Consider the following 17,940-nt stretch of genomic DNA (forward strand, 5'->3'; position numbering starts at 1 on the left):
GGTTTTTTTTAAAAATTGTTTTATAACAGGCAATTAACCAACACGGTAATTCGGTGCTTCTTTAGTAATGGTCACATCGTGAACGTGTGATTCAGACATACCCGCAGACGTGATTTTCACGAATTTCGCATTTTGACGAAGATCTTCAATCACTGCAGAGCCTGTATAACCCATAGATGAACGTAAACCACCCATCATTTGATGCACGATGTTGCCCATTGGCCCTTTGTAAGGTACGCGGCCTTCAATACCTTCTGGAACCAACTTCTCAGCACCTGCTTTAGAGTCTTGGAAATAACGATCCGCAGAACCTGTTGCACCCGCCATTGCACCCAATGAACCCATGCCACGGTAAGCTTTGTAATAACGACCTTGGAAGAATTCAACTTCACCTGGTGCTTCTTCAGTACCAGCAAGTAAAGAACCCACCATAATCGTACTTGCACCTGCACCGATCGCTTTTGCCATATCACCTGAGAAGCGGATACCACCGTCTGCGATCAATGGAATTTGATCTTTCAGTGCGTTAGCAACAGAATCGATCGCCGAAATTTGTGGCATACCAATACCTGCAACAATACGAGTCGTACAGATTGAACCAGGACCGATACCTACTTTCACAGCATCTGCGCCTGCATCAAGTAAAGCCAATGCAGCATCGCCAGTCGCAATGTTACCGCCAATGACTTGAACTTGTGGGTAGTTGGCTTTAACCCAACGTACGCGCTCGATAACACCAGCAGAGTGACCATGTGCAGTATCGACCACAATCACGTCTACACCCGCATCAACCAATGCTTCAACACGGCTTGGAGTTTCTACACCTGTACCAACTGCAGCACCCACACGTAAACGACCTAAGTCATCTTTACAGCTATTTGGATAAAGCTCAGCTTTATTAAAATCTGTTACAGTGATTAAACCTTTTAGTTCGTTGTTTTCGCCAACAACAATCACTTTCTCAATGCGATTTTTTTGAAGAAGTGCCTGAATGTTTTCTTTCGATTCACCTTCGCGAACAGTGACCAAACGATCTTGACCAGTCATGATGTTGCTTACTGGCTGTTCAAGATTAGTTTCAAAGCGTGTATCACGACCTGTCACAATACCAACTACTTTGCCATCTTTCACCACTGGCACACCGCTGATATTGTTCGCGTGCGTAATTGCGATTAACTCACGCACAGTCGTTTCAGGGGTTACTGTAATTGGATCTTTCACCATGCCTGCTTCGAATTTTTTAACACGGCGTACTTCAGCAGCTTGCGCTGCAATATCCATATTTTTATGAAGGATACCGATACCGCCATTTTGTGCCATTGCAATTGCCATACGGGATTCAGTCACCGTATCCATTGCTGCAGACACAAGAGGGATATTCAAATTAATGCCGCGAGTTAAACGTGTCTTTAGAGAGACATCTTTTGGGAGAACAGTAGAGTAGGCAGGGAGTAATAGGACATCATCAAAAGTTAACGCGTCTTGAACGATGGTCAACATAACAGTCTCACTGGTAATTTCCGTGCGCCATTATATACAAATTTTAAGGTAAATTTCATTTCTTATTATCGACAATTTTATGAAATTTACCCATCACCCCTATTTTTATGCAACTTACTATCCGAGAAAATCATAATAAGAACATATAAAACAGAAGCATATTTTAAATCATTCAAATTAACTGACCTGATCGTAATCGTCATCATTCGACGATGGAACAATTTCAATATCAATTAATGGGATCAGATGATGGGCTTGTCGAGCTTTGGCACATTGCGCATCTCCGGCTTGGACCTCTCTACACGATGAACTGCGAACCGTATAAATCGAGCAAGAGACCTGCTTCCCTATTTCTCCTTCTAGAGCAACGCATCGCGGGTTAGTTTGATTCGTCCCCACCATACAAGCATATACAGGGTTAATATCCTCAACCATCTCGGTAGGGATGTTCATCGCTTCCGCACCATAAAATGAAACACGGAAATAGGCACAACAAGCACCACAACTTAAACACGCATCCTGTGCAGAAATCTGAGAGAGCATTTTTAAATCTCTTAAAAATAATTTTTTAGTGACGAAATCCTAAAAAAACTTAATTTCAAAAACAAGAATTTTTTTATTATATTCGTTTATTAATCAATAACTTCTGTTAAAAAAATGCACCATTATGAATCACTTTTATGATGCATTTTTTCAACGCGATTTATAAATGAATCAAAAATTTTGAAGATTCAAATATTTAAGCGAATACAACCATTTATAACCAATAGTGTTGTACTAAAGTGCCCACACCAATGACAAGGAAAATTATTGCGCCAATTTTGTGAATCAAGGAAATAGGTAATCGATTCGCCAATTTATCACCAATAAATACTGCCGGCGCATTAGCGATCATCATACCTAATGTCGTTCCAGCCATCACCCACCAGATACTGTCAAAACGTGCAGCAAGTGCCACTGTCGCAATCTGCGTTTTGTCGCCAATTTCAGCCAAGAAAAATAAAATAAATGTCGCTCCAAAAACGCCAAATTTTTGCCATTTTTGAATACTACCTGACTCATCCTCTAATTCATCAGGGACCAACATCCAAGCAGCCATAGCAATAAATCCTATTGCTAGAATCCACATGAGGATCTCGGGACTTAAAATTGTTGTAACCCATTGTCCTAGAGCAGCTGAAACCCCATGATTGACAATTGTCGCTAACAAAATAGCAATTAAGATTGGAACGGGTTTACGAAAACGTGCAGCAAGCAGTAAAGCCAACAATTGGGTTTTATCACCCATTTCAGCTAATGCGACGATACCTGTAGACAGAAGGAATTCATACATGATGTCTTTCTCTGGCTAGCATAACAAATACCAATGACCCACCACCCCTGCTAGCCAAAAATCTGCAGAATGGTAAATCAAAGGTCTTGCCAACAAAAGAAAGAAAGCTCGAAAGGAGCTCATTTGGTTCTTTGCTATGATGACCATGCTCGTTTTAGAGCAAATATGTTGACCATCACCTGTTCTGTTGCAGAACAGCGGCTACTCCCCAATGAAGTTTCTCCATTATAAGCCTGGCTTTTTGTTTTTACAAATAAAAACCCCACCGAAGTGAGGTTTTGATTCTGCATCCAAAATGCTTTTAAAAATAATTAGATAAGCAATGTACGAATATCTTTAAGCAGCTTCGTCAATTTATTGGTAAATCGAGCAGCATCAGCACCATTAATGACACGATGGTCATAAGACAATGACAATGGAAGCATTAAACGTGGATCAAAACCTTGTCCATTCCACACAGGTTGCATCGTTGCAGGTGAAATACCCAAGATTGCCACTTGCGGCCAGTTGACAAGCGGAGTGAATGCAGTACCACCAATTGCGCCTAGGCTTGAAATCGTGAAGTTGGCACCTTGCAGATCTTTCGGTGACAATTTCTTATCACGTGCTTTTTGACCCAACTCACCGAGTTCAACTGCGATTTGCTTAATTGATTTTTGATCTGGATTACGTAGCACAGGCACTGTTAAACCATCTGGTGTAGCAACAGCAATGCCCATATGGATTTCTTTACGCAGTAATACGGTTTTGCCATCATCAGACAAGTGACCTGCAAACTCACGCTCTTCTTTTAGCAAATGCGCTACAGCCTTGATGATGAAAGCCATAATGGTCAGGCTAATGCCTTCTTTCTTAAAGTTGCCTTTAAGCTCATTACGCCATGCTTCAAGCTCCGTAATATCTGCCGCATCAAATTGGGTCACTTGCGGGATATAATTGTTCAATGACAACTGTGGAATAGACACTTGCTGTAAACGTGTTAACGCTTTTTCTTCTACACCACCAAAGGCATCAAAACTTGGTAATTTAGGCAATCCTGCTGGTGCAGCAACTGTCGGTGCAGCAGTTACAGGTGCTGGTGCAGTTAAACGTGTTTTCACATACGCAAAGATGTCTTCTTTCATTAAGCGTGCATGTGGACCAGAAGCTTTCACTTCTGCCAACACAACACCAAGCTCACGCGCCAACTTACGTACCGCAGGACCAGCATATACTTTAGCATTTGCTGCATTTTGCTCTTTGGTCAGCTTATCTGCTGAAGGAGCAGCTGTTTGTACAGGAGCAGCAGCTTGCGCAGGGACTGCTTTTGGTGCTTCCGCTTTTGTACTCACTGGTGCTGCTACAGGGGCTTCTGTAACTGGGGTTACTCGACCTTCAGCTTCAATCGTAACTAAAGCCACGCCTTCAGACACGTTTTGACCCAATTCAATATGAATTGCGGTAATCACACCTGTGGTAGTACTTGGTACTTCAACGGTCGCTTTGTCCGATTCAACCACAATGATGCTTTGGTCTTTTTCAACCTTATCACCAACAGCCACTAAAATTTCAGCTACAGCAGCTTTGTCTACACCTAAGTCAGGGACAGCAATCTCAACTTTACCTGCTGGCGCTGAAGCAACTGTCGCTTTTGTTGATTCTGCAGGTGGTGCTTCTGCAGCTGGAGCAGAAGACGATGCAGTTTCTGCAGCAGCTTGCGCCGCGGTTGATACTGAAGCTGCTGTTTTCACTTTCAGAATCACAACACCTTCTTTCACTGTATCACCAACTGAAATTTCAATCGATTCAACTGTACCCGCAACAGCACTTGGAACTTCGACTGTTGCTTTGTCTGACTCAACGACTATGATACTTTGATCGGCATCAATTTCGTCGCCAACAGCAACCAAAATTTCACCCACAGTGGCTTTTTCAACACCAATGTCTGGTACTTGTACATCAACGGTTTCAGATGCCGTTGCTGCTGCTTTTGGTGCTTCCACTTGAGATTGAGCTACAGGTTCTGCTTGAGCTTGTGCTTTCAATTCTTCAACTTGTGCTGTAGGTGCTTCAGATGACGTTTGCCCTTCCGCTTCAAGCTCTACCAAAATCGCACCTTCAGCAACTTCGTCACCAAGGCTCACCAAAATACTTTTCACCACACCTGCTGAAGTGCTTGGCACTTCAACAGATGCTTTGTCAGACTCCAACAAAACAATGCTGTCATCGACACTAATCGTATCACCCACTTTGACCAAAATTTCAGCCACTGTGGCTTTATCTACACCAATATCAGGAGTCGTAATTTGCATGCTTAGTTCTCCTCTTTGTAGTCAGCTACAGCGTGAAGTTCAGGCGTTGTTTGAGGTGCCCAAGCGACTGGACGGTCAGTATCTAATTCAAAGCTAGAAATCGCATCCTTAACTAGACGCGCATCTACTTCACCCTCGTCGGCAAGTTTCTTCAGTGTCGCAACCACAATATGCGCAGCATCTACACCAAAGTAGCTACGAAGTTTTGCACGTGTATCTGAGCGACCATAACCGTCTGTACCTAATGCTACAAATGGACGATTATCTGGAAGGTAAGCGCGAATTTGTTCACTGTAAGCACGCATATGATCTGTTGCAGAAACGACGATACCTTTCGTACCACGCAACTGCTTCGACACCCATGCTTCTTTCACATCTTCAGTAAGTGGATGTAAACGATTATATTCTTCGCACGCCATACCATCACGTGCAAGCTCATTAAAGCTTGTTACGCTGTAGACATTCGAATGAATTTGATATTCATCACGTAAGATTTGAGCCGCTTTAATCACTTCACGCAGAATTACACCTGAACCTAAAAGCTGAACTGTGGCTTTTTCATCTTCCTCAAGTAAATACATACCACGTTTAATGCCTTCTTCAGCACCTTGTGGCATCGCTGGATGCTCATAGTTCTCATTCATTACAGTTAAGTAATAGAACACACGCTCCTGATCCACATACATGCGTTTTAGACCGTCATGTACAATCACCGCAAGTTCATATCCGAAACATGGATCATAAGAAATACAATTTGGAATCGTATTCGCAAGAATATGTGAGTGACCATCTTGATGCTGTAGACCTTCACCATTCAGCGTAGTACGACCAGCAGTTGCACCCAATAAGAAACCTTGCGCCTGTGCATCACCTGCCGCCCATGCAATATCACCAATACGTTGGAAGCCAAACATTGAGTAATACATGTACATTGGGATCATAGGAAGGTTATTGGTTGAATAACTTGTTCCTAAAGCAGCCCAAGCACTCATCGCACCTGCTTCATTGATCCCCTCTTGAAGCATATGACCATCTTTCGCTTCACGGTAATGCATCAACTGCTCTTGATCTTCAGGGGTATATTTTTGACCGTGCGCGGCATAAATGCCCAATTGACGGAACATCCCTTCTAAACCGAAAGTACGCGCCTCATCTGGAACAATTGGTACCACACGGTCTTTAATTGCTTTTTCTTTCAGTAGTGCAGAAATCAAACGTACCATCACCATGGTCGTTGATTGTTGCTTACCATTAGAACCAGCTAACACTGCATCAAATACAGACAACTCAGGAATCGCTAAAGATTCACTTTCTTTACGACGTGCTGGTAAGTAACCACCTAAAGCCTCACGACGAGCCTTCATATACTTAATTTCAGGCGAGTTTTCACTTGGTCGATAAAATGGAACTTCTTCAAGTTGCTCATCGGTAAATGGCAAGTTGAAACGGTTACGTACATATTTAAGCGATTCAAGTTGCATTTTCTTGATTTGATGCGTTTTATTGACCGCTTCAATTTCTTCAGATAAGCCGTAACCTTTAACAGTTTTCGCGAGAATAACCGTTGGCTGACCTGTAGATTTCATGGCTTCTGCATAAGCAGCATATACTTTGTAAGGATCGTGGCCGCCACGATTTAAATTATCGATATCTTCATCACTTAAGTGTTTAACTAACTCTTCAGCTTCAGGGTATTTACCAAAGAAGTGCGCACGTGTATAAGCGCCGCCTTTCACTTGATAACGCTGATAATCACCATCTACAGCTTCTTCCATAATGGCTTTAAGCGCACCAGATTCATCTTTAGCAAGTAGTGGATCCCAATGACGACCCCATACTACTTTAATCACGCGCCAACCTGCACCACGGAATAAAGACTCAAGTTCTTGGATGATCTTACCATTACCACGAACTGGACCATCTAAACGTTGTAAGTTACAGTTTACAACCCAAACCAAGTTGTCTAGCTTTTCACGACCTGCCAAGGAGATTGCACCAGTACTTTCTGGTTCATCCATCTCACCATCGCCGAGATAAGCCCAAACCTTACGATCTTCTTCTTTAATCAAACCGCGGTTCATCAAGTACTTTTGAATATGTGCTTGATAAATGGACATGATTGGACCTAAACCCATCGATACCGTTGGGAACTGCCAATAGTCTGGCATTAAGTACGGATGTGGGTACGAAGGTAAACCAATACCATCAACTTCACGACGGAAATTGTTCAGATGCTCTTCAGTTAAACGACCTTCCAAAAATGAACGCGCATAAATCCCTGGTGCACAGTGACCTTGATAATAAATCATGTCACCGCCGAAGTTATCACTGTTCGCACGGAAGAAATGGTTAAAGCCAACATCATATAAAGTTGCAGAGGATGCAAAGCTGGCTAAGTGACCACCAAGATCGTCGCCTGTTTTATTGGCGCGAAGCACCATTGCTAAAGCATTCCAACGAATCAAAGCACGAATTCGGCGCTCCATATCTGGATCGCCAGGCATTGCAGGTTGCTCTTCTACTGAAATCGTATTTAAGTAAGGAGTATTTAGACGCTGAATGGGAACATGTTTCGCAATCGCACGTTGATACAGTTTTTCAAGAAGAAAGGCTGCTCTTTCCGTCCCCATATGCTGTAAAACAGAGTCAAAAGCGTCCTGCCACTCTTGGGTTTCTTGTGCGTCGGTATCACCGTAATACGCCATATTACACCTATATTCATGCCTATTTGTATGCCCTATATTTAACATATTTTCGCGATACGCAGTTATGGCTATAAATGAATACGACATTAGACTAATATTTCGATAATAAATAGTACTTGACCGTTTATTACACAAATTAACACTAAAACGCCAATTTTGCTGTTTTTTTATACAAAGCTTTATTCTAATCTTGAATTTAGTCAGGTGACCTGACTGCAAAAACGAAAATCGCCAAGACTATGCTTGGCGATTTATTCAAATGACTTAACAATGGATGTGTATTAATGAGGTTTGATAATTAATTAAGGCAACATCGCTAGGTAAGTTGAAGGATTTTTACGCTGACCATCTTTGACCACTTCGTAATGTAAGTGAGGACCAGTACAGCGTCCAGTACAACCTACATTGGCAATATGCTCACCAGCAGTGACTTTATCACCTACTTTAGCAATTAAGCGTGAAGCATGTGCATATCGTGTGATATACCCATTACCGTGGTTGATTTCGACATATTGACCATAACCTGTACCCCAACCTGATTTAGTCACTATTCCTGGACCAGTTGCATATATTGGAGTTCCTGTTGGTGCCGCAAGATCCAAACCAGAATGGTTTTCAGCACGTCCGCCCATTGTTCGGCCGCCATAATTTGAACTGACACGACCACTTGGAAGTGGGTGTGTCACTAACCATGAATACGCATTATTTGAAGAGTAACGATTTGAACTTGTCGTTGTAGTTTTTTGAGCAGGGTATTTACTATTAAGCAGCGCATTATTTAATTCGATTGGATCCGCCTTCGCTCGAACTGTCACATCGACTTGTGCTGTCGATGGAATGTCCATGTCATCAGGATGACTATAAGAACCTTGTGATAGTGTTCTTGTTAACTCTTCCAATCGATCAGGATTGGAGGCTTGTGTGGCATCTAATTGAACTAAATCTGCAAATGCAACCGAAGCTGCTGAAGCTGCTAAAGAAAACGCTAATAAAATACGTCGCGTATACATATAAACCTCATTAAACTGTTCTTACTCAAGTCTCTTGTGTGATCTCTTCCTTGATATCGAAAGAAACAAGCGTTTAAGATTAAGACAAAACAATGTAGGAACAATGTATGTCAGAACCAAAAAATATGTTTCAACAAACAAGACAACACATAAAAACAGGAAACTTATCGTTTCTCACAAAACAAGTTGCTGACTGGCAGAGACTTACAAAATTAATTCAACCGCTATTGCCCAAAAATGAACAATGGCAAGTTGTCTGTTATCAATACGGTATTTTGACCATCACCGGTGAAAATCAAGCCATGATTAGTCAACTCGGTTACCTTCAAAAACAGTATATTTCTCAGTTATCACAAATCCCTGAACTCAAAGATTTACAAAAAATCCAAGTTCGTCTTCGAGCAAAAAAAGAAATTCCCCAAACACAAACTGAAAATTCCAAAACTTCCTTATGTCCGACAACGCAAGAAATGTTACTCAACGCTGCTAGTTTTGTGAACGATCCTAAGCTTAGCCAAGCTATGATACGTTTGGCAAGCAATAAAAAGTAACAGGACCATTTGATTTAAACGTCATTCACTATTTTAAAGGAGAATTAAGTCACACTTAACAATGTTATACTATAACATTTAACCTGAAGACAATGACTTAGATCACACTTACATATTGAATTGGACAAGACTTTTCGTCATCAAATGTTACAATTTCATAATTAGATGGGTCACTCTGAACATTGCGAAGCAGTTGATTATTGAGTGCATGTCCAGATTTGTAACCATCAAACTTCGCAATAATTTGATGTCCGAGTAAATAAAGATCACCCACCGCATCTAATATTTTATGACGTACAAATTCATCAGCAAATCGTAAGCCTTCTTCGTTCACGACACCTGAATCATCAACACCAATTGCATTCTCTAAACTAGCACCCAAAGCTAAATTATTCGCCTTAAGATAATCCAAATCTTTCATAAAGCCGAAAGTACGTGCCTCACTGACTTCATAAACAAATGTTTCCGTTGAGAAATCAATACTGGCAGACTGATATTCTTTGGCAAAGGCTGGGTGATCGAAATCAATCGTAAAATTAAGTTGAAAACCATCATGCGGATTAAAAATAGCGCGCTTATCGTCAATTAATGCTTCAACAGGCTTTAATATTTTTATAAATTTTTTAGGCGCTTCTTGCTCCATCAACTCACCTTGCATGAGTAAATAGATAAATGGACCAGCGCTTCCATCCATAATTGGAACTTCTGAAGCTGATACTTCAATAATCAGATTATCAATACCAAGACCTGCAATCGCACTCATAATATGTTCGATAGTCCCAACTTTGGCATTTTCTTGTACCAAATTCGAACACATAAATGCTTCCTGAATCAGCATCGCATTGGCATGAATATCTACAGGCGGATTTAAATCAATACGGCGAAAAACAATACCCCCATCAGCTACATGTGGTACAAAGTTAATCATTACTTTTTGCCCACTGTGTAATCCGATACCACTCGCTTTCACGACTCGTTTCAGGGTGCGTTGTTTCAACATGTTTCTTCAATATTCATCTAAAATCTAGTATACGTTAGCACATTTAGCCATTGATAAAAATCAAAAAGGTGGCATAAGAGCCACCTTTTCTGTTTGATCATCGTAAACACATTATGTTACATGTTATTTACGCTGTTGATTTTTAAGATAATCTTGAATGCTCATGGGTGCAGATCGAGGCGCTGCAGAAGGCTCTGGGGCTACACTCTCTTGATTCTGACGTTTACTGATTGCTGGAACATCATCTTCATCCAAAGCAGCAGCTTGTCCACCAACTGATGGGTTTACACTCACTGGCGCACGGCGCTTCACTTCCGTTTCATTCGCATTACGAGTTAAACCTGTCGCAATCACAGTAACACGGATTTCATCACGCGCATCTGGATCAAATACTGTACCAAAGAAGACTTCACCTTCATCTAGATCAACAATCTGATTGACAACATCTGTGATAATTTCGGTTTCACGTAAGGTAACATCATTACCGCCAGTGATATTAATTAAAACACCCTTCGCGTTCATAATATTTACGTTGTCAAGTAACGGGCTGCGAATCGCAAGACGCGCTGCATCTTCAGCACGATCTGGACCGCTACTCTTACCTTCACCCATCATCGCATAACCGCGTGTGCTCATCGCTGTTTTCAAATCGGCGAAGTCAAGGTTGATATGACCAGGACGCACAACTAGATCAAAGATACTTCGTACTGCGTTAAGCAAGACATCATCCGCTTTGCGATAAGCATCTTGCATCGAAATATCACCATAAACGCTAAGTAGGCGTTGGTTTGGAATGATAATCAATGAGTCAACATGCTTTTCAAGTTCTTCGATCCCTTTTTCAGCAGAACGTTGACGACGACGACCCTCGAAGTTAAATGGAGTGGTGACAACACCAACCGTCAAAATACCCATTTCTTGTGCTATTTCAGCCACGACTGGTGCTGCACCAGTACCAGTACCACCACCCATGCCGGCAGTAACAAATACCATATCTGCACCTTCTAGATGCTGACGGATTAACTCGCGACTTTCTTCTGCTGCAATTTGACCGACATCAGGATTTGCTCCTGCACCTAGTCCACGCGTACTTTGTTGGCCCAATTGGATTTTGAATGGCGCATTCATACGATCTAAAGCTTGTTTATCTGTATTTGCACAAACAAATTTCACGCCTTTGATATCAGATTGCACCATGTGTTGTACGGCATTACCACCACCGCCACCAACACCAAACACAGTAAAACGGGCTTGACCGTTATTATCGGTTTGTTCATCTTCTAAAAATTCAAATGAAGCCATGACCTTAACTTTTCCTAATAAATTTGGCAGTCACTTAAGCCCGTATACTGCCTTGATCTTCAATAATAAAAATTTGTTTTTAGGATGCGTTGCAATCACATTCTTGTCAAGCACATGAAGTTGCTCTTACAAGTTGCAAACAATACTCCCTTAAAAACTAAACTTAAAAAATACCTTTCAATTTGTTATTAAACGCATTCCAACCATTCGCTATGCGCTCTAATATTGGACGCTTATTCACTTCTTCAGGTTGCTCAACCGATTCTTGTAAATCGCTTTGACTAAATAACAGCAATCCTGTTGCGGTAGAATACATTGAACGTCTTAATGCCGGTAAATGTTGATCATCCGCATATACTTGTAGCGGAGGATTGCCTAAATGGGCAGAAACACCCAACATACGACGTGATAGTGTGATCATACCCTCAATCTGACATGCATCACCACTTAAAACTACACCGTGATATAAACTTTGTAGCGCACCACGTTGTTGTAACTCATCACGCACCATAGAAAGAATTTCTTCGTAACGTGCAATAATAATCTCTGATAGCTCAATCCGACTGATCGCTTGAGGACCATCGATCGCTTCAAACTCGATCATATGTTCAGGTTTGACTTGCTGTAAATCAACACAGCCGTAAAGCAATTTGAGTCGTTCAGCTTCTTCGGTCGTCGTTTGCAATACTGCGGCGATATCACGCGTTACATTTTCACCACCACGTTGAATGGTGTGTGCTAGCACTAAATGACCTTCAATATAAACTGCAATATTGGTTGTACCAGCCCCAATATCCAATAAGCATACACCATACTCTTTTTCATCTTTCAGCAATGCACCTTCAGCCGTTGCTAAACATGAAATCACCATCTTTTCGACAAAAATATTGGCGCCTTTCATTGCACGATCTAAATTTTGCATGGTGCTGATTGGTAGCATCATAAGTTGATAATGCGCCGTCATGCTATTTGCTGAAAGGTTAATTGGATTATGCACCCACTCAGGTGAATCATCCAACTCAAAACCCAATGGGACTGCACTTGCAAGATAATGATCAGAAGTTAAATGACTGGCTTTTGCCATTTCTAAAGCTTTAACCACTTCTGAAGTCGTAATGGTGCGTTCTGGATTAGAAATCGGTGTCCGGCCTGTCGCATAAGCACTTTGCAGTTCTGTACTCGGGATCGATACCCATGCCGAATGCACACGACACTCCGCCATATCTTCTGCTTCTTGTACCGCATTCTTAATCGCAGAGATCACTTTTTCAAGGCTAACAATTTTTCCTTTGTTCATGCCTTTATTTCGCGCAGTCGCCATACCGATGACCTGGATATTATCCGGCGCATGTACTTTACCAATTAGAACTGAAACTTTATGTGTCCCAATGTCTATCGCAACAACTGAGGGAACAGCCTCATTCATGATTCACTACCATTTTCTTCATTGTTTATATCTGGCTTATGCCTATTTTTAAAGCCACGTATTATGGCTTTGCAACTCTTGAATCTGCAATGTTAATGTCATTAATGGTTACAACAAACTGACCATTTATAATCTTTGGTGGTGTCGCATTTTTCCATTGAATCGCTAAGCCATTACGGTAACGTAAGTCAATCGCTGAAACTCTTGGCCAAACCACTTTCAGATCTGCTTGAGATAAGTGACTCAATCGTTGCAGTTTGCTTATGGTCTGATCCTGATCCACAATAATACGTAAACCCGAATCGAACTGCATAAACCATGTCCGACGATCTGTTAAATATAGCTCTTTCAAACGCAGATTCACTGGACTAAACAGTTGATTAATTTCATGATAACGTCTCATCATGACTTTTGACTGATCTGACGGACCATGCATAAGTGGTAAATTTGCGTGATTTCTAGAGTACGCCTCTGTATACACCACACCCTGATCACTTAACAGACGTCCTGTTCCCCAACGTGCAATCGGATGTTTCGGAATAACACGAACCTTAATGCCGTCTGGCCAAGCTCTAGAGATGACCACTCGATCTACCCAAGAAATCTCTAATGCCTTATCACGAATTTGCTCAAGATCAGCAGTAAAATAATTGCCTGTAATGGTAGGCATTAACTGCTGTTTTACTTGACTAATTTCAGGCTCGGCTTGCAGACCAACCACATCCAACGATGCTACTTTTGCATTGGTCATGACGCTATATAAGCCATAAATCCCGATCAAAAGTACACAACATGCAAAAATAAGCATGACCCAACCACCCGCATTAATCATTTTCTCTTTGCGAGTCGGTGGTTTGTCATGAATCGATGTAATCGCCGCACGTTTGCGACGCATCGATGGAGGTAGTTGAGCCATAACTTAGTGTGATTCTTTCGCTAAGGTTTGCTCTAAAATAGCCAAACACAAATCTTCAAAACTATAACCTACTGCTTGAGCTGCTTTTGGTACCAATGAATGACTGGTCATGCCTGGAACAGTATTCACTTCTAGCAACCAAAATTGACCTTGCTCATCCTGCATAGCATCAATTCTACCCCAACCACTTGCCCCAACAGCTTGAAACGCTCGTAAGCAAAGTGCTTGTAAGCTTTTTTCTTCAGCTTCACTCAAACCACAAGGGATACCATATTCAACATCATTGCGTTGGTATTTAGCTTCATAGTCATAAAAGGCTACATCAGCTGGAGGTTGTAAACGGATGACTGGTAATGGTTGGCCGTTTAAAAATGAAATCGTAAATTCACGACCTGTAATCCACTTCTCAGCCATGACCACGGCATCATGTTGAGTCGCTTTTTTAATTGCTTCAGCTAAATCCTCTGCTTTCTCAACCTTACTCATGCCCACACTTGAGCCTTCATGCACGGGTTTGATAATCAGTGGTAATCCAAGCTCTGCAACGAGTGCTTGTGCATCAGTATCTTTAGAAACAATGCGGTATGGCGCTGTAGGAAGTTCAGAACCTTGCCAAATTTGCTTGGTCTTTACTTTATCCATTCCAATAGCCGACCCCTGCACACCAGTTCCAGTATATGGAATATTTAACCACTCTAATGCGCCTTGGATTTGACCATCTTCTCCACCACGACCATGTAACACAATAAATGCACGATCGTAATTTACCAATTCAGTCACACTGCGTTCTTGAGGGTCAAAACCCTCTGCATTCACCCCTGAACGTACCAATGCTTCAAGTACAGCCTTACCACTATCTAATGACACCTCACGCTCTGCAGATTTACCACCAAGCAATACAGCAACTTTGCCGAATTTAGAAGCATTTGACACGTTTAGTTCCTTAAACTTATAAAATTTTCAATTTAGCCAAATCATCAAACGACGATTATTTTAAATAGAGCTGGTTCTGAGCAAGCTCAATTGAAATTGCTCCAACGTTACCCGCACCTTGAGTCAATAACAAGTCATTTGCTTGTAACACTTTTTGTATCACATTTGGCAAATTCCCTTCTACTGGATCAATCAAGATTGGTTCAACATCACCACGTAATCGGATACTTCTTGCCAGTGAGCGACTATCTGCACCAACAATCGGCTTTTCACCTGCAGAATATACTTCTAATAGCAGTAATTGATCGACTTGTGACAAGACATCAACGAAATCATCAAAACAATCACGTGTACGGCTAAAACGGTGAGGTTGGAACATCATCACAAGTCTACGATCAGGATGACTTGCTCGCGCAGCTTTAATCGTTGCTTCAACTTCTTTTGGATGGTGACCATAATCATCAACCAGTTTGACCGTTCCATCACCTAACTCAAATTCACCTTGAATTTGGAAACGACGCCCTACACCACTAAAACTTTCTAAAGCACGAGCGATTGCAGCATCAGATACACCTTCATCAGTTGCCACACCAATCGCAGCTAACGCATTAAGGATGTTATGCAAACCAGGCATATTAATGGTTAACTTGAGTGGCTCTTTGTTTTTACGAAGCACAGTAAAATGTGATTGCATCCCCTCTTGTACCACATCTACAGCACGAATATCGTTATCTTCGTTAAACCCATAAGTTAAAACAGGTCGACCAATACGTGGCATAATTTCACGAATATTTTGATCATCGCCACACACCACTGCTAAACCGTAGAACGGAAGCTTCTGCAAGAATTGAACAAAAGTATCTTTCAAAACATCGAAGCTACCACCATAAGTGTCCATATGATCAGCATCAATGTTGGTGACAATAGCGGCCATTGGTTCTAAATATAGGAATGAAGCATCAGATTCATCTGCTTCAGCTACAATATAACGACTCGCACCTAAAGCAGCATTTACTCCAGAGCGATTAAGCAAACCACCAATCACGTATGTCGGATCCATGTTTTCTTCAGCAAGCATACAGGTCACCAAACTTGTCGTAGTGGTTTTACCATGTGTGCCTGCAACCGCAATACCATGACGGTAACGCATCAACTCGCCCAACATCTCCGCACGACGCACTACAGGGATGCGTGTTTCAATCGCTGCTTTAATTTCTGGGTTTTCTTGGTCAATCGCGGTCGATACAACCAATACATTCGCACCGTTAATATTATCAGCAGCGTGTCCGATATGAACTTTAATGCCATTTTCTTCAAGCTGTGCAGTGGTTTTAGAGGCTTTAATATCCGACCCTGAAACTTTATAGCCTTGGTTTTTTAAGACTTCCGCAATCCCGCACATTCCTGCACCACCTATACCCACAAAATGAATATGTTTGATACGGCGCATTTCAGGAATTTTGATCAGGTTTTTTGCTTTATCAGCTGGGTTCGTTGAAGACATAATTTTCTCTAAAAACTTACAAATCTTGAATTAAACCAACCACACGCTGAGTTGCATCTGGTTGAGCTTGTTGACGTGCTTTAACAGCCATTTCCGTCAACAATGTACGGTTCATGAGTGGCAATAAAACTGCTTTTAATGAATCAGGAGTGAGTGTCGCTTGTGGACAAATTTTTGCAGCATTAATATCTGCTAGGAATTTGGCATTCGCGGTTTGGTGATCATCTACCGCACTTGGCAAAGGTACAAATACGGCTGCAACACCCGCGGTAGCAATCTCAGTAACTGTCAGTGCACCAGCACGACAGATTACTAGATCGGCATTGGCATAGGCTTCCGCCATATTTTCAATAAACGGTTGAACTTCTACCTGTAAATGATCAGGAGCATCGGCATAACGTGCCCGCGTGCTATCAGCATGATTTTGACCACACTGATGATAAACACTTAAAGGAACATCTAATTGTTTCAGTGCTTCGGGTACGCGCTCATTCAATGCTTGTGCGCCCAAAGAGCCGCCTACAATTAAAATACGAATAGGTTGATTGGCTTTTTCTCGCTCTTGATATCGCCAAGCAGGACTCAATATCGCAGAAATTTCCTTACGTACGGGATTACCTGTAGTCACGATTTTATGGTTTTCTGGAAATGTTTTCGGGAATGCCTGACAGACCGTTTTAGCAACACGAGCCAATTGGGTATTGGTGAAACCCGCTACTGCATTTTGCTCATGAATGATGACAGGAATACCAAGAATACGCGCAGCCAAACCACCAGGACCTGCAACATAACCGCCAAAACCAGCGACGGCATCTACGTTTAATCGTTTCATATAGCGCATTGCGCTAAGCGTTGCTTTTAAAATTTTAAAAGGGGCTTGCAGCTTACGGACGATTCCATTGCCACGCACACCCTGAATATCAATTTGATAAATTGGAATGTGGTGATTTTTAAGCAAGCGGTTTTCCATACCGGAAGGCGTTGCCAACCATGACACTTCGACACCTTGCTGTTGTAATTCCTGAGCAACTGCTAGGGCAGGAAATACATGTCCACCTGTACCTGCAGCCATCATCATGACATGTTTAGGTTGTTTATGCTGAGCTTGTGTCACGGTCTAATTCTTCAAATCTAAGAGCTAACAGAAAATTTTATATAAGGTATCAATTGTAATCACAATCGTATATCCATGAAAGTTTATTTACTTTTTTTCACGGACCCTTTAATTGTTTTTTTCATATGATTTCAGAGTTTAAACTAGATTTATTATGAGGTGTGCCTTTTTTATGTATTTTACCATTCGATCTAGTTTATAACGCACCAACATAATGATTAATGTGCACATTAAAAACCACCACAGCATTGGTTCTATTGTTCCTTCGTATCTGCGCTACCGCCATATTGGATATAAACTTATGTCTAAATGGTATGAGGCAATAGTTCTATTTATGATATTGCTATATCTCATT

General features: G+C 41.6%; 14 protein-coding genes and 1 riboswitch. Of the genes, 1 reads left to right on the top strand and 13 read right to left on the bottom strand.

Annotation, left to right across the window (positions count from 1 at the left end; translation table 11 throughout):
• Positions 1–33: 33 nt before the first annotated feature.
• The 6 genes from guaB to AC1M84_RS04360 form a co-directional block, all read right to left on the bottom strand.
• On the bottom strand, positions 34–1,500 hold the full coding sequence (guaB, locus tag AC1M84_RS04335; protein WP_481594503.1) for an IMP dehydrogenase: 1,467 nt from the start codon (positions 1,498–1,500) through the stop codon (positions 34–36).
• A 177-nt stretch (positions 1,501–1,677) separates the two neighbouring features.
• Positions 1,678–2,043, bottom strand: a complete 366-nt coding sequence (locus AC1M84_RS04340) for a YkgJ family cysteine cluster protein (RefSeq protein WP_179999146.1) — start codon at positions 2,041–2,043, stop codon at positions 1,678–1,680.
• Between the two features lie 214 nt (positions 2,044–2,257).
• Positions 2,258–2,833: a TMEM165/GDT1 family protein gene (locus tag AC1M84_RS04345; RefSeq protein WP_481594504.1), complete on the bottom strand. Its 576-nt coding sequence runs from the start codon at positions 2,831–2,833 to the stop codon at positions 2,258–2,260.
• Positions 2,834–2,908: 75 nt separating this feature from the next.
• Positions 2,909–3,055, bottom strand: a riboswitch (yybP-ykoY riboswitch).
• Between the two features lie 89 nt (positions 3,056–3,144).
• A complete protein-coding gene (locus tag AC1M84_RS04350) occupies positions 3,145–5,124 on the bottom strand; it encodes a 2-oxo acid dehydrogenase subunit E2 (RefSeq protein ID WP_481594505.1) in 1,980 nt (659 codons plus the stop codon).
• Between the two features lie 2 nt (positions 5,125–5,126).
• Positions 5,127–7,829: a pyruvate dehydrogenase (acetyl-transferring), homodimeric type gene (aceE, locus tag AC1M84_RS04355; protein ID WP_092766512.1), complete on the bottom strand. Its 2,703-nt coding sequence runs from the start codon at positions 7,827–7,829 to the stop codon at positions 5,127–5,129.
• Positions 7,830–8,131: 302 nt separating this feature from the next.
• Positions 8,132–8,839, bottom strand: coding sequence for a M23 family metallopeptidase (locus AC1M84_RS04360; RefSeq protein ID WP_481592822.1), 708 nt, complete (start codon positions 8,837–8,839; stop codon positions 8,132–8,134).
• Between the two features lie 107 nt (positions 8,840–8,946).
• On the opposite strand from AC1M84_RS04360, the gene AC1M84_RS04365 reads away from it, so the two are divergent.
• Complete coding sequence (locus AC1M84_RS04365) at positions 8,947–9,390, top strand: DciA family protein (protein ID WP_035265826.1); 444 nt, start codon at positions 8,947–8,949, stop codon at positions 9,388–9,390.
• Between the two features lie 97 nt (positions 9,391–9,487).
• Here the strand turns inward: AC1M84_RS04365 and lpxC are convergent, their stop codons facing one another.
• The 7 genes from lpxC to murG form a co-directional block, all read right to left on the bottom strand.
• Positions 9,488–10,390 (bottom strand): UDP-3-O-acyl-N-acetylglucosamine deacetylase, encoded by a 903-nt coding sequence (gene lpxC / locus AC1M84_RS04370; protein ID WP_481594506.1) that lies wholly within the window; start codon positions 10,388–10,390, stop codon positions 9,488–9,490.
• 123 nt (positions 10,391–10,513) lie between these two features.
• Positions 10,514–11,692, bottom strand: a complete 1,179-nt coding sequence (ftsZ, locus tag AC1M84_RS04375) for a cell division protein FtsZ (protein WP_035265829.1) — start codon at positions 11,690–11,692, stop codon at positions 10,514–10,516.
• A 163-nt stretch (positions 11,693–11,855) separates the two neighbouring features.
• A complete protein-coding gene (gene ftsA / locus AC1M84_RS04380; RefSeq protein ID WP_481594507.1) occupies positions 11,856–13,118 on the bottom strand; it encodes a cell division protein FtsA in 1,263 nt (420 codons plus the stop codon).
• 61 nt (positions 13,119–13,179) lie between these two features.
• Positions 13,180–14,034 carry a cell division protein FtsQ/DivIB gene (locus tag AC1M84_RS04385; protein ID WP_481594508.1) on the bottom strand — a complete coding sequence of 285 codons (855 nt, stop codon included), beginning with the start codon at positions 14,032–14,034 and terminating at the stop codon, positions 13,180–13,182.
• A gap of 3 nt (positions 14,035–14,037) precedes the next feature.
• Positions 14,038–14,967, bottom strand: coding sequence for a D-alanine--D-alanine ligase (locus AC1M84_RS04390; RefSeq protein ID WP_035265835.1), 930 nt, complete (start codon positions 14,965–14,967; stop codon positions 14,038–14,040).
• 55 nt (positions 14,968–15,022) lie between these two features.
• Positions 15,023–16,471 carry a UDP-N-acetylmuramate--L-alanine ligase gene (gene murC, locus AC1M84_RS04395; protein ID WP_180028490.1) on the bottom strand — a complete coding sequence of 483 codons (1,449 nt, stop codon included), beginning with the start codon at positions 16,469–16,471 and terminating at the stop codon, positions 15,023–15,025.
• A gap of 16 nt (positions 16,472–16,487) precedes the next feature.
• Positions 16,488–17,585: an undecaprenyldiphospho-muramoylpentapeptide beta-N-acetylglucosaminyltransferase gene (murG, locus tag AC1M84_RS04400; RefSeq protein WP_179999161.1), complete on the bottom strand. Its 1,098-nt coding sequence runs from the start codon at positions 17,583–17,585 to the stop codon at positions 16,488–16,490.
• Positions 17,586–17,940: the final 355 nt, after the last annotated feature.

This window comes from Acinetobacter sp. 24-47-66 (assembly GCF_056779755.1).